The organism is Kutzneria buriramensis, from assembly GCF_003387475.1.
In the GTDB taxonomy this organism is placed as follows: domain Bacteria; phylum Actinomycetota; class Actinomycetes; order Mycobacteriales; family Pseudonocardiaceae; genus Kutzneria; species Kutzneria buriramensis.
In genome coordinates this window covers 64,295-87,285 of record NZ_QUNO01000008.1, presented here as the reverse complement: position 1 = coordinate 87,285, position 22,991 = coordinate 64,295, and the positions used below count along the sequence as shown (strand labels likewise).

The window sequence follows — 22,991 nt, the reverse complement described above, 5'->3', positions numbered from 1 at the left end:
CGCGCTGACAGCCAGGACGAATGTGGGTTGGTGCAGAACCGAGCCTTCGGGATCGGTTCTGCACGGTTCCCGCATTCGTTCTGGTGCTGGGCGCGACTCGCGCTATTTGGGCCAGGCCTTGGACAGCAGGGCCCAGGTCTCGCCCAGGAGTTGGGGGATGGTGCGGGTCTGGCCGATGACGGGCATGAAGTTGGCGTCGCCGCCCCAGCGGGGCACCACGTGCTGGTGCAGGTGGGCGGCGATGCCGGCGCCGGCGACGGCGCCCTGGTTCATGCCGATGTTGAAGCCGTGCGGGGCGGAGACGCTGCGCACCACCCGCATCGCGGTCTGGGTGTACTCCCCCAGCTCCACGGTCTCCGCCGCGTTCAGGTCGGTGTAGTCGGCGACGTGCCGGTACGGCACCACCATCAGGTGCCCCGCGTTGTACGGGTACAGGTTCAGCACGGCGTACACCAGCTGCCCCCGCGCCAGGATCAGCGCCTGCTCGTCGGGCAGGTTCACGATGGCGCAGAACGGGCAGCCCGCCGGGTGGTCGTCGGCGGGCTTGTTCTCCCCCTGGATGTAGGCCATCCGGTGCGGGGTCCACAGCCGCTGGAGCGCGTCCGGGACCCCGACACCGTCCTGCCGAACCCGCTCATCGGTCACGCGGTGGCCACCGTGAAGGTCTCCGCGCTGGGCGAGGCGTTCTCGCGGCGGGCGATCCAGTCCACGACCGACTCCACCGCCTGCTCCACCGGCACGCCGTTGACCTGGGTGCCGTCGCGGAACCGGAACGACACCGCGCCGGCCTCCACGTCCTTCTGCCCGGCCACCAGCATGAACGGCACCTTCTGCATGGTGTGGTTGCGGATCTTCTTCTGCATCCGGTCGTCGGAGGCGTCGACCTCGACCCGCACGCCGCGCGCCCGCAGCGCCTTGGTGACCTGCATCAGGTGGTCGACGTGCTCGTCGGCGATCGGGATGCCGACCGCCTGCACCGGGGCCAGCCAGGCCGGGAACGCGCCCGCGTAGTGCTCGGTGAGCACGCCGAAGAACCGCTCGATGGAGCCGAACAGCGCGCGGTGGATCATGACCGGCCGCTGGCGGCTGCCGTCGGCCGCGGTGTACTCCAGCTCGAACCGCTCGGGCAGGTTGAAGTCGACCTGGATGGTGGACATCTGCCAGGTGCGGCCCAGCGCGTCCTTGGCCTGCACGGAGATCTTCGGGCCGTAGAAGGCGGCGCCGCCCGGGTCCGGCACCAGCTCCAGGCCGGAGTCGTCGGCGGCCTCGCGCAGCGCGTTGGTCGCCCGCTCCCACACCTCGTCCGAGCCGACGTACTTCTCGTCGTTGCGGGTGGACAGCTCCAGGTAGAAGTCGTCGAGGCCGTAGTCGCGCAGCAGGTTCAGCACGAACGTCAGCAGCGACTTCAGCTCGTCCTGGAGCTGGTCGGGGGTGCAGAAGATGTGCGCGTCGTCCTGCGTCATGCCGCGCACGCGGGTCAGGCCGTGGATCACGCCGGACTTCTCGTACCGGTACACCGTGCCGAACTCGAACATGCGCAGCGGCAGCTCGCGGTAGGACCGGCCGCGCGACCGGAAGATCAGGTCGTGGAACGGGCAGTTCATCGGCTTGAGGTAGTAGTCCTGGCCGGGCTTGCGGACCTTGCCGTCCTCGTCGAGCTCGGCGTCCAGGTGCATGGCCGGGTACATGCCGTCGCGGTACCAGTCCAGGTGGCCGGACGTCTCGAACAGCGTGCCCTTGGTGATGTGCGGCGAGTAGACGAACTCGTAGCCCTCTTCCTCGTGCCGGCGGCGCGAGTAGTCCTCCATGGCCCGGCGCACGATGCCGCCGCGCGGGTGGAAGACGGCCAGGCCCGAGCCGATCTCGTCGGGGAAGCTGAACAGGTCGAGCTCGGTGCCCAGGCGGCGGTGGTCGCGGCGCTCGGCCTCGGCGATCATCTCCAGGTGCGCGTCCAGCGCCTCCTGCGACTCCCACGCCGTGCCGTAGACCCGCTGCAGCTGCGGGTTCTTCTCGCTGCCGCGCCAGTAGGCGGCGGCCGAGCGCATCAGCTTGAACGCCGGGATGTGCTTGGTGGTCGGCACGTGCGGGCCGCGGCACAGGTCGCCCCACACCCGGTCGTTGGTGCGCGGGTCGAGGTTGTCGTAGATGGTCAGCTCGCCCGCGCCGACCTCCATCACCTCGGACGTGTCGACAGTGTCGATGCTCGCCCCCGCAAGCGGGTCATCGGGCGCCTTGAGGTCAACAAGTTCGAGCTTGAACGGCTCGTCCTTGAGCTCGGCCTTGGCCGCGTCGACGGAGTCGACGACCCGGCGCGAGAACCGCTGCGAGCCCTTGATGATCTGCTTCATGCGCTTCTCGAGCGCGTCCAGGTCCTCGGGCGTGAACGGCTTGTCGACCTGGAAGTCGTAGTAGAAGCCGTCCTTGATCGGCGGGCCGATGCCGAGCTTGGCCTCCGGGAACGCCTGCTGCACGGCCTGCGCCAGCACGTGCGCGGCGGAGTGCCGGATGACGCTGCGGCCGTCGTCGGTGTCGGCGGCGACGGCCTCCACCTCGACGTCGGCCTCGGGCGCCCAGGACAGGTCGCGCAGGCGGCCGTCGGCGTCGCGGACCACGACGATCGCGTCGGATCCCTTGCCGGGCAGGCCGGCCTCGCGGACCGCCGTGCCCGCCGTCGTCCCGGCCGGCACCGTCACGCGGGGTGCTGTTCCTGGGCCTGAGGGACGCGGCTGCGACACAGTGACTCCTCTATCTGGGACACGTCTAGCTGGGGACACGCTCTACACGGGGTACGTCGGCCTCCCATCGTATCCAGCGGACACCTGACTGTTCGCCGTAGCCCTCGGCAGCGCGCACAGGGGCAGCGTGACCGCCGCCAGCACCGCCGCCGTGATCCCGCCGGTGGCGACAATCACCAGGTCGGCGCGGCTGGTCTCGGCCACTACCACGAATCCCGCGAGCACGGCGGCGATCGGCGCGCAGGCCGCCGTGACCGCCGCCCAGCGCGGCGGCCGGGCGTCGGTGAGGGCCGCCGCGAAGGCCCCGCAGAGAGCCAATGCCCCGATCGTGTCACTGAGCCGGTGCCAGCCCAGTTCGATGGTCGTGGCGGCGACGAAGGACGTGAACACGGCGCCGAGCACCAGCGCCACCGGCCGCAGATCCTGCGGCAGCACGAGGACGGCCGCCAGCACGATCGCGGCGCACGCCGTGACGTGGCCGCCGGGGAAGCTGTTGGCGATGTAGCCCGGTCGGGACAGCAACGCCAGCTTCAGCACCAGCCCGGCCGAGATCGTGCCGGCCAGCAGCACGGCCGCCGAGACGGTCTGCCGCCAGCGGCGCTGGACCGCCCCGGTCACCAGCACCGCCACGATGCCGAGCGCGATCAGCTTGGGGCTGTTGGCCGCCAGCGTGCCGCCGGTGTTGACCGGCATCAGCGCGGCGTCCTCCAGGGTCCGGCCGGTCGACCAGAGCACGAACACCGCGTAGGCGAGCGCCAGCCCGACCACGTTTCCCCCCACCGCCAGCAGCCTCATGTGATCGACACTGCCCGTGTCCTGTGTGCGAACTGTGCGTGTCTGGTCATGATTTCGCTACGACTTCGACAGGTTGCGCTCAGCGGGAGCACAGGGGGCTCGCACAGTCTGGTGTCAGCAGGACCGCACACCCCAGGAGCAGGCCAGATGTCCGAGCCGAACACCCCAGAAGAGCAGCCGACCGAGCAGCACCCGCGGCCGGTGGCCGGCCCCGAGGCGCACCAGCAGCAGACCCCGCCGCAGCAGCCCGCCGCCGACCAGCCGACCACGGCCGAGCCGACGGCCGCGGAACAGCCGGTCGCGGCGCAGCCGACCGAGGCCCAGGCGGCGCAGCAGCCGACCGCCGAGGCGCCGCCGCAGGCCGCGTTCGCGGCCGAGGCACCACAACAGCCGGGCCAGCCGCAGCCGGGTCAGCCGGGGGCGACCTACGCTCCCCCGCCCGGCGCGCCGCAACCGCAGGTGATCTACGTCCAGAAGCCGCCCGGCAAGTTCGCCACCTTCGCCCGCAACCGGGTCACGCAGGTGGTCGCGGCGCTGGTGGTCGGACTGATCGTGGGCGGCGGCGTCGGCGGCATCATCGGCGCGCACCACGTCGGCGGCGGCCCCGGCATGCACCGGCCCTATCACCAGTACGGCAACGGCCCGAACGGCCCCCAGAACGGATTCGGCCGGGGTGGCTTCGGCCCCGGGCCAGGCCAGCAGCAGGGCTAGTTACACCTGTTAACTAGTATCGGGGCATGAGTGACACCAAGACCGTTCGCATCGGGGTGCTCGGCGCGGCGCGCATCGCGCCGAACGCCCTGATCGCGCCGGCCCGGGGCAACGCCGAGGCCGAGGTCGTCGCGGTGGCGGCCCGGGACCGCGCCCGGGCCGCCGAGTACGCGCGGAAGCACGGCATCGCCAAGGTGCACGGCGGCTACGAGGAACTGCTCGCCGACCCGGACATCGACGCCGTCTACAACCCGCTGCCCAACGGCCTGCACGCGCAGTGGACGCTCGCCGCGCTGGCGGCCGGCAAGCACGTGCTGTGCGAGAAGCCCTTCACCAGCAACGCCACCGAAGCCGCCACTGTCGCCGAGGCGGCGGACAACAGCGGCCTCGTCGTGATGGAGGCCTTCCACTACCGCTACCACCCGCTCGCGCAGCGGGTGGTAGACATCGTGGCCAGCGGCGAGGTCGGCAAGCTCAAGCACGTCCAGGCGGCGCTGTGCTTCCCGCTGCCGAAGTTCTCCGACATCCGCTACAACCGCGAACTCGCCGGCGGCGCGATGATGGACGCCGGCTGCTACGCGTTGCACATGGTCCGGCTGCTGGGCGGCGACGAGCCGGACGTCGTGTCGGCGCACGCGAAGTTGCACAAGCCCGATGTGGACCGGGCGATGAAGGCGGACCTGGTGTTCCCCAAGGGGCACACGGGCTCACTCACCGCGTCGCTGTGGTCGGCGGACCTCCTCAAGATCACCGCCTCCGCGATCGGCGACAAGGGCCGCCTGGACGTGTTCAACTTCGTTGCGCCGCAGGCCTATCACCGGCTGACCGTCCGCACCGCCGACGGCAAGCGCGTGGAGCGGCTGTCGAAGCGGCCGTCCTACAGCTATCAGCTGGACGCCTTCTGCGCGGCCGTGCTGCGCGGCGAGCCGGTGCTCACGCCACCGTCGGATTCGATCAAGAACATGACCGTCATCGACGAGATCTACCGCAAGGCCGGGCTGTCCCCCAGATAGCGCCACCAAACTCTTGGGTTGCGCACGCCTTCGCCTCAGGTTCCTCATATGTATGGGCTTCACAGTTGAACCATGACCGAGACGCCCCGCAGCCCAGAGTCCCCGGTGTACACCGACGACACGCCGACGCCGCCGACCGGCTTCCAGAACCCGCTGTTCGCGACGCAGCCGCCCCGCAAGGCCCGCAAGGGAACCGCCGTCCTGGTGGGCGCCGCGGTGCTGGCCGCGGTGGTCGGCGGCGGCACCGGCGCGTGGATCACCACGTCCGTCGCCTCACCGTCCACTGTGGTCAGCTCGCTGAACACGCCGGCGACCGGCACCCCCGCGTCCAACAACACCACCGGCTCGGTGAGCTCGGTGGCCGCCAGCGGGCTGCCGTCGGTCGTGCAGATCACCGGCCAGAACGACATCGGCTCGGGCGTGGTGATCAGCTCCGACGGCCTGATCCTCACCAACAACCACGTGGTGTCCTCCGGCGGCACGTTCACCGTCACCCTCAACGACGGTAGCCGGCACCAGGCGTCCGTCGTCGGCACCGATCCCACGACCGACCTCGCCGTGCTCAAGGTGCAGGGCGTCAGCGGCCTGAAGACGGTGACGTTCGCGGACTCCTCCCAGGTGAAGGTCGGCGACCAGGTGGTGGCCATCGGTTCCCCCGAAGGGTTGCAGGGCACCGTCACCTCCGGCGTGGTCAGCGCGCTCAACCGCAGCATCTCCGCCGGCGACCAGAACGGCAGCCCGTACACGCAGCAGGGCGGGTCGAAGACGTCGTACCGAGGCATGATCCAGACCGACGCGCCCATCAACCCGGGGAATTCCGGCGGCGCCCTGTTCAACATGCAGGGCCAGCTCATCGGCATCAACACCGCGATCTACTCGCCGTCGCAGGGCAGCGTCGGCATCGGCTTCGCCATCTCGAGCAACCAGGCCAAGTCGGTGGCGCAGAAGTTGGTGGCAAACGGCAATTAGCGACTCGCGGGCCGTCGACCACCTATGCTCTGGCCGATGAGCGACGTCGATGCGCTGTCCGACCGGTACGCCGGCGAACTCGCCGCGGCCGATCCGTGCCTGGCCGCCATGATGGGAATCGCCGGGCACGACGGCGAGCTGACCGACTACAGCCCCGACGGCTTCGCGGCGCGGCACGAGCTGGCCGAACGGACCCTTGCGGAGCTGACCGCCACGCCCGTGCGCACCGACGCCGAGCGCCGCGCCGCCGCCGTGCTGCGGGATCGGTTGGAGATCGACCTGGCCCGCTCGGTCGCCGGCTGCGTGGACGCCGACCTCAACACCATCGACAGCCCGCCGCAGCGTTTGCGGCAGGCCATCGAGGTCCTGGACCAGGGCGAACGCACCGTCGAGGCGGACCTGCGGTCGCGGCTGGCGGGCATCCCGGAGGCGTTGGCGGGGCTGCGGGTGTCGCTGGAACGGGGCCGTCAGCAGGGGCGACTGTCCGCCCTCCGGCAGGTCGTGAACTGCGCCCGGCAGAGCAAGGAATTCGCCGACTACCTGGACACTCTGCCTCCCGGGTACCGGGCCGAGACCGAGCGCGCCGGGGCCGCGCTGCTGGATTTCGCCTCGTACCTGACCGAGACCCTGGCGCCGGCCGCGCCGCTGCGCGACGCCGTCGGAGCCGAGCGCTATGCCCTGGAGGCACGTCACTTCCTCGGCAGCGAGATCGATCTTTTGGAGACGTACGACTGGGGCTGGCAGGAGCTGGCCCGGCTGGAAGCGCAGATGCGGGAGGTCGGCGCGGAGATCGCGCCCGGCGAGCCGCTGCCCGCCGTGCTGGCCGCGCTGGACGCCGACCCCGCGCACCGGGTGCGCGGCGCCGACCGGTTCCGGGCGTGGATCCAGGAGCTGGCCGACAAGGCGATCGCCGACCTCGACGGCACCCACTTCGACATCCCGGAACCGTTGCGACGCCTGGACTGCCGGGTGCCGAGCTCCAACACCGGCATCTACTACCTGGCGCCCGCCGAGGACCTGAGCCGGCCCGGCACCGTGTGGTACTCCCTCACCGAGGAGGAGCCGGTGACGTGGGCGGCGCCGTCGGTGATGTTCCACGAGGGCGCGCCCGGCCACCACCTCCAGCTGGGCCTGAACGTGCTGAACACCGGCACGCTCAACCGGTTCCAGCGGATGAGCGCCGAGCTGCACGTGGGGCACAGCGAGGGCTGGGGCCTGTACGCGGAGCGGCTGATGGACGAGCTCGGCTACTACGAGCTGCCGGCGCACCGGATGGGCATGCTCGCCGGCGGCCAGCAGCTGCGGGCGGCGCGGGTGATCGTCGACATCGGCCTGCACCTGGAGCTGGACATCCCGCGGGGCGTGGGTTTCCACGACGGCGAGCGCTGGACGCCGGAGCTGGCCGTGGAGTTCGTGCTGGGGCGGTCGGGCTCCATCGGCGGCGAGGAGTTCGCACGGTTCCAGGTGGACCGCTACCTCGGGCTGCCCGGGCAGGCGATCGCGTACAAGGTGGGGGAACGGGCGTGGCTGGCGGCGCGGGAGGCGGCGCAGGCGCGTCAGGGTTCCCGCTTCGGCCTGCGCACGTTCCACCACACCGCGCTGGACCTCGGGCCGATGGGCCTGGATCTGCTCACCACGGAGCTGGAGCGGCTGCTGGTCTGACGGATTCCCGGCGTCGCGAGGCCGCGCCGGTGCCTGGAGCGGTTGGCGGATTTCGATCGCCGCCACCGACGAACCCACCGGGAAACCGATGCGGCGCTCGAAATCCGGCAAGCGAAGGCACCGGATCAGAGCGGCCGAGCCCCGCGCGGAACGCGCGGCAAAGGCTCAGTGAAATAGGTGCCGGGAGTCGTGCCGGTGACGCGGCGGAAGGCGGCGACGAAGGCGCTGGGCGTGGCGTAGCCGACGCGGCGGGCGACGGTGGCGACGGGCATGCCGGCGGCCAGCAGCGGCAGGGAGGCCAGCAGCCGGACCTGGGTGCGCCAGGTGCCGAAGGTCATGCCGGTCTCGGCGACAAAGGCCCGCGCCAGGGTCCGGGCGGAGGCGCCGACGAGCCGTCCCCACGCGGCGAGTTCCCGGTCGTCGGCTGGATCCTCGGTCAACGCCAGGGCGATCCGCGACAGCCGCGCGGACACGGAGGGCACGTGGATGGTGGAGACCGGCACGGGCACGAGCAGGTCCCGCAGCACGGCCTCGGCCCGCCGCCGCGGCGCGGTCTCCAGCGTGAGATCCGCGAGGTACCGGATGAGTTCCGCCAGCAGCGGCCCGACGGCGACGACGGTCGGCTCGCCCCAGTGCCGGCCGCCGAAGTACACGCTGTGCATGGACGAGGTGCTGGCGGCGCCGGTGCGGTGCACGGTGCCGGCCGGGATCCACAGCGCCCGGCTGGGCGGCAGCACCCAGGTGGCGTCGCCGACCTGCACGGTGAGCATGCCCTCGGCCGCCCAGGCGAACTGGTGGTCGGGGTGCAGGTGCCAGTCGAACCACTCCCCCTTGGGCATGGTCACGCTGAGCACCATGATGGCGTGTCCGTCTGAAGACATCGGCTGTCACTCTACTCGGTAGCGGACAGCGGGCGGGGGTCCTACCGTCGACGACATGCCGATGAATCTGATGCACCGGAGGATCTGCGCGTCACGGGACTGGGCCCGGCAGGTCCGCGAGCAGAAGCTGCCGTGGTCGCTCGCGGGCGTCGAACTCGGCGCGGACCTGCTGGAGATCGGCCCCGGATTCGGGGCCACGACACGGGTTCTGGTGGACATGGCGCCGAACGTCACCGCGGTCGAGGTGGACGAGAAATCGGCGCGGGACCTGCGCGCGGAGTTCGACGGCAGGGCGACGATCCTGCACGGCGACGGCAGCCGGCTGTCGTTGCCGGACAACGACTTCAGCTCGGTGGTGTGCTTCACGATGCTGCACCACGTGCCGACCCGGCAGATGCAGGACGGCATCTTCGCGGAGGCGTTCCGGGTGCTGCGGCCCGGCGGCGTGTTCGCGGGCAGCGACAGCCGGCTGAGCCTGCGGTTCCGGCTGCTGCACATCGGCGACACGATGAACGTCGTCGACCCGGACGAGCTGCCGGAACGCCTGCGCCGAGCCGGGTTCGAGGACGTGGAAGTCACGGTCAAGGAGGGCGTGTTCAAGTTCCGCGCCACTAAATCGGTCGCGCCGTCGCGTTAGTACGCAGTAGCGTACGAATGTGCATCGCGACGAGAACGTCCGCCGGATCCGGTCCGGCGTGGTCCGGCTGTCCCGCCGGCTGCGCGCGGAGCGGCCGGCGGACGCGCTCGCGCCGACCAAGATCAGCGTGCTGGCCCAGCTCTACCGCAACGGTCGGATGTCCGCGGGCGACCTGGCCGACCTGGAGCGGCTCCAGCCGCAGTCGCTGACCCGGACGCTGGCGGCGCTGGAGGCGGACGGCCTGATCGTGCGCCGGCCGGACGAGCTGGACCGCCGGCAGCATCTCATCGGCATCACCGAGGCCGGCCTGGCCGCGCTGTCGGAGGACATGCAGGCCCGGGAACGCTGGCTGGCCAAGGCGATGGACATCCACCTCACCCCGTCCGAGCGCCGGCTGCTGGCCGACGCCGCGGACCTGATGGATCGGCTCGCCGATGACTGACAACTGGATCCGCCGCCTGCTGCCGTTCCTGAAGATCCAGCGCCGCAGCCTGCTGCTGACGTTCACCGCCGCGCTGGCCGGCGCCGGCCTGGCCGCGGTGACGCCGCTGCTGGAGCGGCACATCGTCGACGACGTGATCCTGACGCACAGATCCGCGCTGTTACCGTGGCTGCTGGCGCTGATCGCGGTCGGCGTGCTGGCCTTTGCGGCGTCAAGGATCCGTCGCTATCGCGCGGCCAAGGTGGTGCTGGAGGTCCAGTACCAGATCCGCAACGCGGTGCACGAACAGTTGCAGCGCCTGGACATCGGCAGCCACCAGGCGATGCCGACCGGGCAGCTGGTGTCACGGATCGCCACGGACGCCGGCGTGATGGTGCGGGTGCTGTCGTATCTGCCGGCGCTGAGCAGCAATGTGCTGCTGATCGTGGTGTCGCTGATCGTGATGGTCGTGCTGTCGCCGCTGCTGGCGGTGATCAGCGCGCTGGTGGTGCCGGCGCTGGTCGTGGTCGTGTACCGGATGCGGCGGCAGGTGCGACCGGCCACTTGGGACAGTCAGCAGCGCGGCGCGGAGGTGACGCAGACCGTCAACCAGACCGTGTCCGGAATCCGCGTGGTCAAGGCGTTCGGCCAGGAGGACCACGAGCTCGACCGGTTCATCGAGGCCAGCCAGCAACTCTACGGCGCGCGCATCCGCTCGGTGCGGCTGATCGCCAAGTACCAGCCGCTGCTGCAGGCGATTCCGGCGATCGGGCAGGTGCTGCTGCTGGCGCTGGGCGGCTGGCTCGCGCTGCACGGCAACATCACCGTCGGCACGTTCCTGGCCTTCGCCACGTATCTGTCGCAGGTGATCGGCCCGGCGCAGATGTTCGCGGCGATGATCAGCGCCACCCAGCGCGCCGGCATCTCCGCGCGGCGGATCTTCGACCTGCTGGACTCGATGCCGGCCGTCACGGACAAGCCGGACGCCACACCGCTGCCGCCGGTCAAGGGCGACATCGCCATCACCGACGCCAAGTTCGGCTACCTGAGCTCGGAGCCGGTGCTCGACGGCTTCACCCTGCGCGTGGAACCGGGCGAAACCGTTGCCCTGGTGGGCACTTCCGGCTCCGGCAAGTCGACGGTGGCCATGCTGCTGGCCCGATTCCACGACGTGCAGGGCGGCAGCGTCGAGATCGACGGCGTCGACGTCCGCGACGTGACCGTGGATTCCTTGCGCGGCCAGGTCGGCATGGTGTTCGAGGAGAGCTTCCTGTTCTCCGACACCGTTCGGGCCAACATCGGCTACGGCCGGCCGGACGCCACCGACAAGGAGATCGAGGCGGCGGCCCGGGCGGCCGAGGCGCACGAGTTCATCCTGGCGCTGCCGGAGGGGTACCGGACGCAGGTCGGCGAGCGCGGGCTGACGCTGTCCGGCGGGCAGCGGCAACGAATCGCGCTGGCCCGGGCCCTGCTGACCGACCCGAGGATCCTGGTGCTGGACGACGCCACGAGCGCGGTGGACGCCCGGATCGAGGAGGGCATCCACGCCACCCTGCGCCGGGTGATGGTCGACCGCACCACGCTGCTCATAGCGCACCGGCGTTCGACGCTGCGCCTGGCGAGCCGGATCGCTGTGGTGGACAAGGGACGTGTTGTCGCGCAAGGCAGTCACGACGAACTGATGGCGGAAAGTCCGCTCTACCGGCGGCTGCTGGCCGGCACCGACGAGGACATCGACATCGAGATCACCGACGGCGTCACGGAAGACGCCTGGCAGGCCGAGGGCGGCAAGCGCAGGCAACTGGCGATCATGGAGACGCCGGCCGAGATGGCCAAGGGCATCGCCGCGCTGCCGCCGGTCAAGGACCGGGCGGACATCGACACCGCCGACGACGAGCCGCACTTCTCCTTCCGGCGCTTCGTCTGGCGGCACCGCGCGGCGCTCGGCCTCGGCCTGTTCCTGGTGCTGCTGGACGCCGTCGCCACGGCCGCCGGCCCGTACTTCTCCCGTGAGGGCATCGACAACGGCGTGGTCAACGGCTCGGTCGCCGCGCTGATGCTGTCGGCCGGCGTCTTCCTCGCGGTGGTGCTCGGCGACCTCGCCGTGTCGGTGGCGATGACGCAGGTCAACGGCCGCACCGGCGAGCGGCTGCTGATGGCGCTGAAGGTCCGGGTCTTCAAGCGGCTGCTGAGGCTGCCGGTCTCGTTCTACGACCGGGAGATGATCGGCCAGGTCATGACCCGCATGACCACCGACACCGACTCGTTCTCCTCGTTGCTCCAGAACGGCCTGCTCCAGGCCGCGGCCAGCGTCCTGACGTTCGCCGGCGTGCTGACGGCGATGGCCGTGATGAACATCGAGCTGACCGGCGTCGCCGCGCTCGTGCTGATCCCGTTCGTCCTGGCCACGACCCTGTTCCGGCGGCTGGCCAAGGGCAGCTACGTGCAGGCGCGGGAGCGGATCTCGGACGTCAACGCGGGTCTGCAGGAGAGCCTGTCCGGGGTGCGGGAGTCGCAGGCGTTCGGGCAGCAGGGGCGGCGGCAGACCGAGTTCAAGCGGCTCACCCGCGGCTACCTGGACGCGCGGATGAAGGCACAGCGGCTGATCTCCGCCTACTTCCCGTTCCTGGAGTTCCTGTCCGACCTCGGCGCGGCGCTGGTGCTCGGCGCGGGCTACTTCCTCATCGCCCGGGGCGAGCTGACGGCCGGCGAGCTGATCGCGTTCGTGCTCTACCTCGGCCTGTTCTTCGCGCCGGTGCAGCAGCTGTCCGGTGTCTTCGACGACTGGCAGCAGGCCCAGGTGTCCATGCAGCGGATCAACGACCTGCTGGCCGAGCCGGATCTCACGCCGACCGCCGCGAGGCCGATCCATCCCGGCCGGCTCGCCGGCCGGATCGCCCTGGACGACGTGTGGTTCCGCTACCCGGGCGTGGACACGGACGTGCTGCGGGGCATGAATCTCGTGGTGGAGCCGGGGGAAACGGTCGCGCTGATCGGCGAGACCGGCGCCGGGAAGTCCACCGTGGTCAAGATGCTGGCCCGGTTCTACGACCCGGACCGGGGTTCCATCAGCATCGACGGCACCGACCTGCGCAAGCTGGAGCCGCAGGAGTTCCGGCGGCAGCTCGGTTACGTGCCGCAGGAGGCGTTCCTGTTCCCGGGCACGATCCGGGACAACATCGCCTACGGCCGGCCGGACGCCACCGACGCGGAGGTCGAGGCGGCGGCGCGGGCGATCGGCGCGCACGAGTTCGTGGCCAAGCTGCCGGGCGGGTATCTGCACGAGATCGGCGAGCGGGGCGGCTCGCTGTCGGCCGGGCAGCGGCAGCTGCTCTGCCTGGCGCGGGCCCAACTGGTCGATCCGGTGCTGCTGTTGCTGGACGAGGCGACCGCGAACCTCGACCTGGCAACGGAATCGGTGGTCTCCGCCGCGATGTCCACGCTGGCGGCCGGCCGCACCACGATCCTGATCGCGCACCGGTTGCAGACCGCGCGCGGTGCGGACCGGATCGCGGTGATGGACGCCGGGCAGGTGGTCGCCGTCGGCACGCACGAGCAGCTGCTCGCCGACAGCGACCACTACGCCCGGTTGTGGGCAGCGTTCGCCGTCACACCAGCGTCGCGTCCAGCGTGATCGTGGTGCCGGCCAGCGCCTTGCTGACCGGGCAGGTGTCCTTGGCGGTCTGGGCGAGCTCGGCGAACTTCGCCGCGTCCAGGCCGGGCACGCTGGCGTTGACCGTGACCGCGATGCCGGTGATGGCGAAGCCGCCGGCCGGGTCCGGGCCGAGGGTGACCTCGGCGCTGACGTCGATCGAGTCCGCGGTCAGGCCGGCGGCCCCGAGCACGCCGGACAGGTTCATGGCCAGGCAGGAGCTGTGCGCGGCGGCGATCAGCTCCTCCGGCGACGTCTGCCCGTCCGGGTTGCCGGTGCGCGTCGGGAACGACACGTCGAACTGGCCGGCGTTCGACGAGTCGAACGTGACGGTTCCCTTGCCGGCCTGGAGCCCGCCCTCCCAGTGGGTGGTGGCGTCGCGACTGGGCATTTCGGTGCCTCCTCGATGATGGGTACACCGGGAACACTAGTGCACACTTTAGTTGTGTGCAAGGTTTCAGTGGATGAGGACTTCCGCGCCCGGCCGGAGCAGCGGGAACACCTCGTCGATGGACGGATCGGTCAGGCGCACGCAGCCGTTGCTGCCCGGCTGCGCCAGGACGGGCTCGCCGCCGTGCACCGCGATGCCGGTCGTGGTGATGTAGCTGGGGTGGTAGAGGTTGCCCAGCGGGCCGTACTCCCAGAAGTTGATCTGGTAGTAGACGTGGAAGTCGCCCAGCGGCGTGACCCGGTCGCCGACGTTGTCACCGGTGCAGGCGTCGTAGATCTTGCCGACCTTGCCGTCGGTGACGACATAGGCCACCTGGCGGGCGATGTCGACCTCGAGGTGCGTGCCGGGCGTGGCGTGTTGAGGGGTGATCGCCTTCGGCGCGCGCAGCGCCGCAGCGGTGGCGTCGTCCACCACACCGGTGCGAGGTAAGCCGTTCACCTTCTGGAACGCCACAATGGCGTGTTTCGTCTCGTCGTCGACCTGGCCGGTCACCGCGCGGGCCTGGTAGCCGAGATCGCCGAGGATCTTCTGCACCTCGGACACCGTCGGCGGCGTCGACTTGGGCGGCGCGGTCGTGGTCGTTGTGGTGGACGTCACGGTTTCCGCCGCTGGCAGAGGTTGGGACTGCGCCTGCCCACAGGCCGCCGCCAATACCACGACGGACCCTGCGACCAGCACTTTTGCGGTTCTCGACATGTACTCGGACCCCTTGAGCGAACGAATCGGCGTCACTGGGGATTGGCACGAGTGTCCCCCGGCGCAACTTCCGGTGCCACTCGCTCGTCGGAACGACCGTGGAGGACACGGAAGCGCTCTACCGGGACCACGTGCACGCGTTGCTGGGCTACGCCGTGCGCCGGCTGGGCGATCCCACCGAGGCCGCCGACGTGGTGGCGGCGGTGTTCCTCGCGGTGTTGGAACGGCCCGGCGGCTTCGATCCCAGCCGCGGCACGGCCCGGTCCTGGCTGTTCGGCATCGCCGCGCACGTGATCGCGTCGCGCGGCCGGCGGCGGGGCGCGGAGTACCGTGCCTTGCAACGGGTCTACGGTCGTCGCACACTGGCCGCCGACGATCTGGCCGAACTGGAGGCACGCGTGGACGCAGCCAACGCCGCGACCGCCGTGCTGGCCGGCCTCGACGACCTGCCGCCGGCCGAGCGGGAGCTGTTCCTGTTGGTGAGCCTGGACGAGCTGACGCCGGCCGAGGCCGCCGCGGTGCTCGGCATCACGCCGTCGGCCGCCCGGATGCGGCTGGCCCGCGCGCGGCGGAAGTTGGCGCCGCTGGCCGAGAAGGGCTCGCCGTGCCAGACCTGACCCCGTTCGAGGAGCGGATGCTCGCCGGCCTGCGCCGTGTCGAGCCCGCTCGACGTCGACGATGGCTGCCTGTCGCGCTCACGGCCGCCGCGGCGGCGGGATTGCTTGTGCTGACGGTGGTTCGACCGCCGGTGCAGTCGCCGACCGATGTCCGTGAGGCGAGCGCGCCGCCGGCGATCCGGCATCTGCGCTGGCTCAGCCCGCACGCGACCGCCGCCGGTCCGTGGGCCGAGGAGGTGTGGATCGACGACGTCCATCACACCGTGCGCCTGAAATCGCCGGACTTCGACCGGACGTTCGCCGACGTGCCCGAGCCGATCGCGCTGGACCGGCCGGGCATGCCCGCCGAGTTCGCCGCCATGTCGCCGGACGTGCTCGCCGCCGACCAGCACACCATCGTCGCCGACCTGCCGCGCACGGCCGACGCGCTGGGCGCGGCCGTCGAACGGGTCGCCAAGCAGACCGGGCGGTACGACGCCGAAGTGCTGACCGATCTCCTCAGCAAACCAGGGCTCGGCGCGGACTTCCGGCAGCTGGTGGTGAACCTGCTGCTGCGGACGCCCGGCGTCGGCCTGCTGGCCGCGCCGGCCCAGGACTTCAGCGGCCGCTCGGGCAGCGACTACACGGCCGACGTCGGCCCGGGCGCGCTGTCGTTCATCATCGACATGAACACGAACACGTTGCTGTCGATGAACAAGATGACGATCGTCAACCAGTAGCGTCCAGGGTCCACTGCTGGCCGGCGCCGACCGTCAGCTGCACGCCGTCCACAGTGGACGCCGCCGTCAATCCCCCGCCCTGGTTGGCGATCGAGCCGTCGGTGAGGCTCCACTGCTGGGCTTGAGACCCGTTGCAGGTGCGTTGGGTCACGGCGGCGGCCGAGGCGTCCAGGCACTTTCCGCTGTTCACCGAGGTGATCGTGCCGTTGGCCTGCACGGTCCAGCGCTGGTTGGCGTCGCCGGTGGTGTGGTACTGGATCACGCTCGCACCGTCCGAAGTGGACGCACCGGCGACGTCGGCGGCGGAGCCGGAGTTGGTCGACTGGATGACGTAGTTGCGGCCCGGCACGGCGGTTGTGGGCTGGCTGAACGTGAACGTCGTGATGCTGCGGGCGGGGAGTGTGGCGGTCATGGTGCTGCCGCTGACGGTGGGAAGCGTTACGAGGGCAAGGTCCTCGGTGGCGGACGTGCGGTAGGCGCCGGTGGGCGTGAGCTGGCCGTTGGTGGCGCCGAAGTGCAGCGGGAAGCTGGTGGCGGAGGTGTTGTCGTTGATCGCCACTACCGTCCACGTGCCGCCGGACTCGAAGGCCACCGGCCAGACGTTCGACGGCATGCCGGTGATCGGGAACCGCACGGCGTTGGGGCGCACGAACCGGCTGAAGTTGGCCAGCGCCCAGAACCGCTTCGTGAGATAGAGGTTCTGGTTGCCGTCGGTGGCGTAGTTCGGGTCGTAGTAGATCAGGCCGTCGTTCCAGCCCTGCGAGTTCTTCGTGGTCGGACAGCTCGGCACGGCCACCGGGTCGCAGCCCAGCACCGGCGACAGCGCCGTCCACCAGTCGAACTGGGCGTCGTTGGCCTCGGTCAGGTCCTGGTGGATCAGGTCGGCCATGCGCAGGCCGCCGTCGATCGTGGGGTCGAAGCCCTGGCCGTAGCCGCCGCCATTGGAGCAGCAGATCTCCGTGGCCCACAACGGTTTGCCGTAGTTCTTGGCGCTGGAGCGCAGCACGTTGAGGGTGGCGTTGGTCGGGAAGTCGTAGGTGTGGTGGGCCAGCGCCACCAGGTAGCGCTGGGTGTTCGCGTCGCCGGCCCAGGACGGCAGCTCGAAGATGTCCTGCAACGCCCAGCTCGTCTCGTCGGCGAGGACCTGCGCCTGGGAGCCCGCGTCGGCCAGCGCCGCGCCGACCGCCCGCACGATCGCACCGCGTTGGCCGGTGCCGACGGACATGCCCTCCTGGCCGCAGTCGCCGAAGTTGTTGTCCGGCTCGTTCATGGGGCTGACCTGCGAGAACGTCACGCCCTGCTGCTGGAAGTGGGTGACGACGTCGGCCAGGTACTTCCCGTAGGCCGCCTCGTCGCCGCCGGTCAGGGAGCCGCCGCAGCTCTTGCCGTTGGTGGTCCACACCGGCGGCGCGCTGTTCACGAACGCCTGGAGGTCCGGCAGGCCGTGCTGGGCCGCCGCCTGTACGAAGGCGGTGCCGCCCGGGTCCTTCGACCAGTCGTAGACCCCGGGGCTGACCAGGGCGGTCTGCGGCGCGCGGGCCGGGTTGGAGACGCCGACCCCGCCACCGCCCACGTTGTAGCGGTAGACGCTGAGGTCCAGTCCTGCGGGCCCGAACAACAGGTCGCTCACCCGCTGCCTGGCCGCCGGGGCAAAGTTGGCGAGATCGTTCACCCACCAGGCGCCGGACGCGCCGAAGCCCTGCACCGACTGCGCCGGGGTGCCCGACACCTCCGCGGCCGCCTGCGGCGCCGCCACCGCGGGGGCCGCCATCGCCGTCATGACCAGCGCCGTTGCCAGGATCACCGTCCGCATGCCGTTGACGGTAGGGAGTGATCGGCACGCGTCGGTAGGGCCGGTCGTTGCCAGTTGACGACGCCGCTGTCCAGAAGCGCGGCCGCCCGGGTGTGGTCACTATGAGCCGTATGGACTACGCGGATGCTCGACGTCGGGCTGGACGGGCCGGTCGACGCCCTACCCCGCGAGTCGCGCCTAGCGACAGAGCGAATGTAGGTTTCGGGCAGAACCGAGATCTGAGTCTCGTTTCTGCCCGAAACCTACATTCGGTGTGTCCCAGAGCGCGACTCGCGGGGGATTAGACGGCGACGGGGACGGGGGTGGGCTTGGGGGCGCGGCGGATGCGCTCGCGGCCGATGAGGACCTTGGCCAGCGGGCTGCGGATGACGATCTCCACGAAGATCAGGGAGGTGACCACCGCGAAGGCGTAGGCGGCCAGCGTCAGGTACAGGCCCTGGGGGATGTGGTTCGGGAACCACATGTCGAACTTGTTGAGGAACACCCACAGCATCGCCGGGTGCACCAGGAAGACGCCGAACGAGCGCTGCGAGGCGGCGGCGACGATGCGCTGCGAGCGGCTGCCGGTCTCCTGCCGGGCGGCCCAGCGCGAGCCGGTCAGGTACATGGCCAGCACGACGAAGGCGTACCAGGGCAGCATCTCCGGCTGGAGCACGCCGGTCGCGTCGCCGGGGGCGTGGCCGTACGCGATGTTGACGCCGTACCAGGTCAAAGCGAACGCCGACGACAGGCCCAGGCCCCACCAGATCAGCTTGGCGTGCGAGGTGATCCACGCCTGGAACGCCTCGTAGTGGAAGGCGGCGAGGCAGCCGGCGAGCAGGAAGAACTGGTACGAGAAGACGATGGTGCCGTCGTTGGTCCACAGCTGCCCCAGCGTCGAATCCGGGTCGGACGGCGCGGGCAGGTAGGTCTCGGCCAGCGAGATGCCCACCTGGAGGATCGCCGAACCGATCAGGATCTTCTTGTGGTGCCGCACGGTGGCCTTGAGCACGGCCAGCACGAACGGGAACAGGATGTAGAACTGGAGCGACACCAGCAGGAAGTACAGGTGGTACCAGCCGACTCCCTTGTAGATGCAGCCCCACAGGTAGTCGAGGAACTGCGCGACCGGCAGGTCGGGCTGGCCGACCTGCTGGATGATGCCGAAGTAGAACGCCGTCCAGATCACGTACGGGATGCCGACGAGCGCCATCCGCCGCCGCCAGAAGGTGCCACTGGCCAGCGGGCGCTTGCGGTACGTGTAGACGAGGACGAAGCCGGTGAGGAAGAAGAACACGGACCGCGTGTAGTGCAGCAGCGCCAGCACGCCGTAGGCGGTGACGTTCGCGCCGTCGTTGGTGTACGTGATGACGTGCACCATGATCACGCTGGCGAAGGTCAGCACCCGAACCAGGTCCACCTGGTTGAGGTGTCCCTTGCCCGCCTTGCCCGGGGCCTTCGCCTGGGTCGCGGCGGGGAGCACTTGAACGCTCATCGGGCCCGTCCTCCCTCTCCCACTCGTGATCGGTGACTAGCTTGCAACCTCGACCTGAGAGTGGGTTAAGGATGGGTGTCCCGTTGCCTGTCGATAACCAATTGACGGTGTCGACGGCGGTCCGACCGGCTCACCCATGATCCGCATAGATCCCTTCCGACCAGGGGATTCACCGCCGGCCCGCGGCCGCGAGCCGGACAGGTGACCTTCAGCATCTCGACAGCTGACGCCCAGGTTTCCCGATCGGAACCACGCCGTGCGGCCGTCCTGGGTTCACCGTAGCGAACCGGATCAGCGACACAACCGGGTGACCACCGCGGCCGCGTACGCGTGCAGCCCGAGGCCCTGGCCCCATGGCTGAATGCGGTCGTCACGAATGACGGAGTACCCGAACGGCACGAGTTGTAACACCGTGCCGGCGCTCGTCCTGGTGACTGTGCCGTCTTTCGTCACGTACGGGTGCAGCCCGGACAGCGCTCGCCAGGCCGCCGGGCGCAAAAGCTCAGGTGAGACACCCAGCGTGGCCGCCCGGAACAGGGCGGCGGCGATCCCGGCTGTGGCGGAGGTCTCGACGATTCCGCGCGTTTCCGGGTGTCCGTCGACCAGCACGTCCCACACGCCGTGGGCGGGCTGGGTGTCGGCCAGCGCGGTCAACTGCGCCGCGAGCCGTTCACGTATGCGATCAAGGCTCGGGTCGGCGGCCAGGATCTCGACGCCGGCAAGCGCCGTCCAGGCGTTGGCCCGGCCCCAGAAGCACCAGATCGTCTCGCCGCGATGCGAGCCGTGCGCGAACAGGCCGCTCGCCGGGTCCTGGAGCACGTCGGCGTGGGCGAGCCACTGCCGTGCGGCTTCGCCGACGAGGTCGGGCCGGTCCAGCGCCCGTCCGCAGTGGACGAGGAACGTGCCGGCCATGAAGGCGGTGTCCGCCCACACGCCACCGGGCCAGTGCTCCAGCGGGCCGGGGCCGGTCCGAGCGGCCAGCCAGTCCGCGAGTTGCTCGCACGCCGCCGCGTACCGGCGCTCCCCCGTCTCGCGATAGAGCCAGGCGCAGGCCGCGCCGGGAATGATCGAATTGACGTGATCGGGCGCTATGCCCTGAGACAGATGGCGATCGACGAAGTCGACCACGAAGGGCGGCAGGTCGTCGCCGACCGCCTCGGCCAGCCGCAGCATCCCCAGCAGCACCACGCCCTCGCCCCAGAACCACCGGCGCAGGCCCATGTCCTCGGACCGCGCCGCGATCCGCCGCCCGGTGTCCGCGAGTTCGTCAACCGTCAAAACCGACGGATCCACCGGCGGCAGGAGCGGGGCGGCCTGCTCGGCCGACGTCGGATCGAGTCCCGTCACGGCCCCTCCCAGTCCAGCGACAGATCCCGGTACCGCACGCCGTCCGACCAGAACTCCGGCTCGGCCGGGTCGGGGTCGCCGACCACGCACACCCAGGCCGTGCCGGGCCCGTGGGGGCGCAGCTCCTGGTACGCGTCCGGGCCGGTGGTGACGATCCGCGCGCCGCCCTCGCAGGCCAGCGCCACGATCCCGCCGCCGCGCCGGCCGATCGTCCACACGCCCCGCTGCTCCCACCAGTCCAGCGTGGACAGCGGGAACCAGGCGTGCGTGTAGCCCATCGGATCGTCCGGCGGGATCCGGTACAGGGCCAGCACGACGTCCCGGAACTGCCGCGCCCGGGGCAGGATCCGGTTGCCGGCCCAGGCGTTGGGCCGCGCCGAGGAGCTGGTGGACGAGTTCGGCGCGTGCGTGACATAGATCTGTGTCTCCGGACCGAGGGTCGCGCCCCAGATGTGTTCCTGGAGACCGGGCAGGCCCGACCGGTAATCCTCCACTGTGGACAACATCACATCGGCCGTCTTGTACACCACGACGTCCGAGCCGTACGGCCGCGAGAGCAGGTCGTGCTCGAAGCGGTACTCCCCCGACGAGCTCACCGTCACCAGCTCCTGCGACGCAGGCGCGGCGGGGATCTCGTACCTCGAAGCGGTCGCCAACGCCGTGGCCGGCAACACGGCCGCGTTCAGGGCCCCCACGCCGTAGCAGAGCCACAGGATCGGCGCGGTCTCCTCGAACCGGGACGACCGCACGGTGTTCACGTACGACCGGCCGTGCGCCGCCCCGTTGACGCCACGCCACGAGGTGACCGAAAGGCCCGTCAGGATGCGATCCAGCAGCTCCCGGGCGTCCGCCACGAGCGCGGCATCGGCGGCGAGTTCCACAATGGACACCAGCGCCAGCGCGTCGATCGCCAGGTAGGCGTTGGAGTTGAACTCGCTGAAGCCGCCGGCCAGCCGCCGCGTGATCCACTCCGCCGCCAGCGCACGACCGTGCTCGGCGTGCGCCGAACCGGTCCAGCCGGTGTTGCCGAACGTCTCGTCCGGGAACAGCTCCCCCGCCAGCATCTCCGCGGTGTGCCAGACCAGCTGGTGGTTCTCGGTGAAGTAGCACATCGCGTCCAGGCCGGGCTGGTCGATCCAGTACTTGAAGCCCAGCAGCGCGGCCCGCACCTCGTCGCGCAGCCCCGGTTCCCAGTCCTCGACCCGGTGCAGCAGCGTGAGCAGGCCGACCGCCTCGAAGTCGGCGCAGTCCGCCCGGTTGGCGATCATCCACAGCGACCGCTCCAGCGCCGCGGCCCGCACCCGCCCGCCGGCCAGTTCGGTCGCCACGCTCGGCGTCGTCGCCCGCACGTGGGCGAGCAGCTCCGCACGCCACTGCTCAGGCGGGCCAACGGGTTCCGGCCGGTACAGCGGCGGCAGCACCGCCACCGGGAACTCCCGGAACACCGGCGACCGGTCGTCGTCCACCGACACCCGCAGCACGACCTCGCCGCTGGCCAGCATCGACGCCGACCCGACGGCCCCGGCCGCGTCCTCGCCCAGGCGAACCGTCGCCCGGCCGTCGGTCAACGTCACGACCTCGCGCCCGACGCGGAGCCGCGCACCCTCGGGGCCGGTCAGCGTCACCTCGCCGTTGGTCGTGCCCCAGGTCGGCGTGCCGACGGCGTTCAGCACCCGCTCCGCCTCCGCGGCGACCCACTCGTCCGCGCCGGGGCTGGGAATCACCACCCGCACCGGCAGCCCGCCGACGCGCAGCCGCACCACCTGCCGGCACTCGCGGAAGCCCACCTGCCAGGACGTGATCACGACCTGCGAGATCCCCGACGGCAGCCAGACCCGGACCTCGTGCTCGGCCGGCTCCATGTACGTGACGGTGTCCGCGTGCAGCAGGAGTTCACCGTTGACGTGCAGCAACACCGGGCCGGTGCTGGTGACCCGCAGCGTCCGCCACTCGGCCTGGTCGACCTCGAAGGCGGTGCCGGCGACGGCGGTGCGGTACGTCGGCGTGAAGCAGAATTCGCTCCAATCGACCAAACCGTCCATTCCGGTATGAATGCGACGAAAGTCTGGCCCCTCAACAACGTCCGGCGGTGGCTGGTCGGTGGGCAGCGGCCGGGCCAGATAGAGCCGGCGCTTGAGCGGGGCGACGTCCGGACCGTTCGTGAGCACCCATCGGCCGTCGGCGCCCCAGGGCGATCCCGTGGCGGCCAAAGGGAGATCCGAGTCGGGCACCGGTGCGGCCAGCACCGGCCGCACCACCCAATCCCGTACCGATCCCGTTACTGACAGTCTATGTGTGGTGCGTCCGTTCGGCGGCACACGAGGGATTCTGTCCGACTAGGACGAACACTGAGTGACGAGAGCACCAACACTGGCCGACCGCCGTGACAGGGCCCTTA

At 70.6% G+C, this 22,991-nt stretch carries 19 protein-coding genes; 9 read left to right on the top strand and 10 right to left on the bottom strand.

Annotated features, from left to right (window positions below; all coding sequences use genetic code 11):
- Positions 1-102 precede the first annotated feature (102 nt).
- The 3 genes from BCF44_RS23700 to BCF44_RS23690 form a co-directional block, all read right to left on the bottom strand.
- The gene (locus BCF44_RS23700) at positions 103-645 is read right to left on the bottom strand and encodes an HIT family protein (RefSeq protein WP_246015471.1); all 543 of its coding nucleotides are present in this window, start codon (positions 643-645) and stop codon (positions 103-105) included.
- Positions 642-2,693, bottom strand: coding sequence for a threonine--tRNA ligase (gene thrS, locus BCF44_RS23695; protein WP_116176556.1), 2,052 nt, complete (start codon positions 2,691-2,693; stop codon positions 642-644). The genes BCF44_RS23700 and thrS overlap by 4 nt, the downstream gene beginning before the upstream one ends.
- A gap of 84 nt (positions 2,694-2,777) precedes the next feature.
- Positions 2,778-3,530 (bottom strand): phosphatase PAP2 family protein, encoded by a 753-nt coding sequence (locus BCF44_RS23690; protein ID WP_116176555.1) that lies wholly within the window; start codon positions 3,528-3,530, stop codon positions 2,778-2,780.
- A gap of 147 nt (positions 3,531-3,677) precedes the next feature.
- Here BCF44_RS23690 and BCF44_RS23685 point away from each other — a divergent pair, with 147 nt between their 5' ends.
- The 4 genes from BCF44_RS23685 to BCF44_RS23670 all read left to right on the top strand — a co-directional run bounded on the left by BCF44_RS23685 (position 3,678) and on the right by BCF44_RS23670 (position 7,885).
- Positions 3,678-4,241, top strand: coding sequence for a hypothetical protein (locus tag BCF44_RS23685; RefSeq protein ID WP_116176554.1), 564 nt, complete (start codon positions 3,678-3,680; stop codon positions 4,239-4,241).
- A 26-nt stretch (positions 4,242-4,267) separates the two neighbouring features.
- A complete protein-coding gene (locus tag BCF44_RS23680; protein WP_116176553.1) occupies positions 4,268-5,254 on the top strand; it encodes a Gfo/Idh/MocA family protein in 987 nt (328 codons plus the stop codon).
- A 72-nt stretch (positions 5,255-5,326) separates the two neighbouring features.
- A complete protein-coding gene (locus BCF44_RS23675) occupies positions 5,327-6,223 on the top strand; it encodes a S1C family serine protease (RefSeq protein WP_116176552.1) in 897 nt (298 codons plus the stop codon).
- Positions 6,224-6,259: 36 nt separating this feature from the next.
- Positions 6,260-7,885, top strand: a complete 1,626-nt coding sequence (locus tag BCF44_RS23670; RefSeq protein ID WP_170217705.1) for a DUF885 domain-containing protein — start codon at positions 6,260-6,262, stop codon at positions 7,883-7,885.
- 125 nt (positions 7,886-8,010) lie between these two features.
- On the opposite strand, the gene BCF44_RS23665 is transcribed toward BCF44_RS23670, so the two are convergent.
- Positions 8,011-8,766, bottom strand: coding sequence for an AraC family transcriptional regulator (locus BCF44_RS23665; protein ID WP_246015469.1), 756 nt, complete (start codon positions 8,764-8,766; stop codon positions 8,011-8,013).
- Positions 8,767-8,821: 55 nt separating this feature from the next.
- On the opposite strand from BCF44_RS23665, the gene BCF44_RS23660 reads away from it, so the two are divergent.
- From BCF44_RS23660 to BCF44_RS23650, 3 genes are read left to right on the top strand one after another with little or no spacing between them, the layout of a single operon-like run.
- Positions 8,822-9,403, top strand: coding sequence for a class I SAM-dependent methyltransferase (locus tag BCF44_RS23660; protein ID WP_116176550.1), 582 nt, complete (start codon positions 8,822-8,824; stop codon positions 9,401-9,403).
- Between the two features lie 19 nt (positions 9,404-9,422).
- Positions 9,423-9,845, top strand: a complete 423-nt coding sequence (locus tag BCF44_RS23655; RefSeq protein ID WP_116176549.1) for a MarR family winged helix-turn-helix transcriptional regulator — start codon at positions 9,423-9,425, stop codon at positions 9,843-9,845.
- Positions 9,838-13,458, top strand: a complete 3,621-nt coding sequence (locus BCF44_RS23650; protein ID WP_116176548.1) for an ABC transporter ATP-binding protein — start codon at positions 9,838-9,840, stop codon at positions 13,456-13,458. The genes BCF44_RS23655 and BCF44_RS23650 overlap by 8 nt, the downstream gene beginning before the upstream one ends.
- Here the strand turns inward: BCF44_RS23650 and BCF44_RS23645 are convergent.
- Both BCF44_RS23645 and BCF44_RS23640 read right to left on the bottom strand, forming a co-directional pair.
- Entirely contained in the window at positions 13,433-13,867 is a 435-nt protein-coding gene (locus BCF44_RS23645; protein WP_116176547.1) for an OsmC family protein, read from the bottom strand. The two genes, BCF44_RS23650 and BCF44_RS23645, sit on opposite strands and share 26 nt — an antisense overlap.
- A 66-nt stretch (positions 13,868-13,933) precedes the next feature.
- Entirely contained in the window at positions 13,934-14,524 is a 591-nt protein-coding gene (locus tag BCF44_RS23640; protein ID WP_170217704.1) for a L,D-transpeptidase family protein, read from the bottom strand.
- A 197-nt stretch (positions 14,525-14,721) separates the two neighbouring features.
- On the opposite strand from BCF44_RS23640, the gene BCF44_RS23635 reads away from it, so the two are divergent.
- Both BCF44_RS23635 and BCF44_RS23630 read left to right on the top strand, forming a co-directional pair.
- Positions 14,722-15,240, top strand: coding sequence for an RNA polymerase sigma factor (locus BCF44_RS23635; protein ID WP_170217703.1), 519 nt, complete (start codon positions 14,722-14,724; stop codon positions 15,238-15,240).
- Positions 15,228-15,959 carry a hypothetical protein gene (locus BCF44_RS23630; RefSeq protein WP_116176544.1) on the top strand — a complete coding sequence of 244 codons (732 nt, stop codon included), beginning with the start codon at positions 15,228-15,230 and terminating at the stop codon, positions 15,957-15,959. The genes BCF44_RS23635 and BCF44_RS23630 overlap by 13 nt, the downstream gene beginning before the upstream one ends.
- Here the strand turns inward: BCF44_RS23630 and BCF44_RS23625 are convergent.
- The 4 genes from BCF44_RS23625 to BCF44_RS23610 form a co-directional block, all read right to left on the bottom strand.
- On the bottom strand, positions 15,949-17,772 hold the full coding sequence (locus tag BCF44_RS23625) for a glycoside hydrolase (RefSeq protein WP_116176543.1): 1,824 nt from the start codon (positions 17,770-17,772) through the stop codon (positions 15,949-15,951). The two genes, BCF44_RS23630 and BCF44_RS23625, sit on opposite strands and share 11 nt — an antisense overlap.
- A gap of 280 nt (positions 17,773-18,052) precedes the next feature.
- Positions 18,053-19,246, bottom strand: coding sequence for an acyltransferase (locus tag BCF44_RS23620; RefSeq protein WP_116176542.1), 1,194 nt, complete (start codon positions 19,244-19,246; stop codon positions 18,053-18,055).
- Positions 19,247-19,537: 291 nt separating this feature from the next.
- Positions 19,538-20,593, bottom strand: coding sequence for a glycoside hydrolase family 88 protein (locus BCF44_RS23615; RefSeq protein ID WP_116176541.1), 1,056 nt, complete (start codon positions 20,591-20,593; stop codon positions 19,538-19,540).
- Positions 20,590-22,839, bottom strand: a complete 2,250-nt coding sequence (locus tag BCF44_RS23610; RefSeq protein ID WP_147328608.1) for a hypothetical protein — start codon at positions 22,837-22,839, stop codon at positions 20,590-20,592. The genes BCF44_RS23615 and BCF44_RS23610 overlap by 4 nt, the downstream gene beginning before the upstream one ends.
- Between the last annotated feature and the right edge of the window lie 152 nt (positions 22,840-22,991).

What these genes read in the sequence shown, in the direction of transcription:
- BCF44_RS23690 (WP_116176555.1), bottom strand. Translation starts at nt 3,530, where the DNA reads ATGAGGCTGCTGGCGGTGGGGGGAAACGTGGTCGGGCTGGCGCTCGCC.
- BCF44_RS23685 (WP_116176554.1), top strand. Translation starts at nt 3,678, where the DNA reads ATGTCCGAGCCGAACACCCCAGAAGAGCAGCCGACCGAGCAGCACCCG.
- BCF44_RS23680 (WP_116176553.1), top strand. Translation starts at nt 4,268, where the DNA reads ATGAGTGACACCAAGACCGTTCGCATCGGGGTGCTCGGCGCGGCGCGC.
- BCF44_RS23675 (WP_116176552.1), top strand. Translation starts at nt 5,327, where the DNA reads ATGACCGAGACGCCCCGCAGCCCAGAGTCCCCGGTGTACACCGACGAC.
- BCF44_RS23670 (WP_170217705.1), top strand. Translation starts at nt 6,260, where the DNA reads ATGAGCGACGTCGATGCGCTGTCCGACCGGTACGCCGGCGAACTCGCC.
- BCF44_RS23665 (WP_246015469.1), bottom strand. Translation starts at nt 8,766, where the DNA reads ATGTCTTCAGACGGACACGCCATCATGGTGCTCAGCGTGACCATGCCC.
- BCF44_RS23660 (WP_116176550.1), top strand. Translation starts at nt 8,822, where the DNA reads ATGCCGATGAATCTGATGCACCGGAGGATCTGCGCGTCACGGGACTGG.
- BCF44_RS23650 (WP_116176548.1), top strand. Translation starts at nt 9,838, where the DNA reads ATGACTGACAACTGGATCCGCCGCCTGCTGCCGTTCCTGAAGATCCAG.
- BCF44_RS23645 (WP_116176547.1), bottom strand. Translation starts at nt 13,867, where the DNA reads ATGCCCAGTCGCGACGCCACCACCCACTGGGAGGGCGGGCTCCAGGCC.
- BCF44_RS23625 (WP_116176543.1), bottom strand. Translation starts at nt 17,772, where the DNA reads ATGCGGACGGTGATCCTGGCAACGGCGCTGGTCATGACGGCGATGGCG.
- BCF44_RS23620 (WP_116176542.1), bottom strand. Translation starts at nt 19,246, where the DNA reads ATGAGCGTTCAAGTGCTCCCCGCCGCGACCCAGGCGAAGGCCCCGGGC.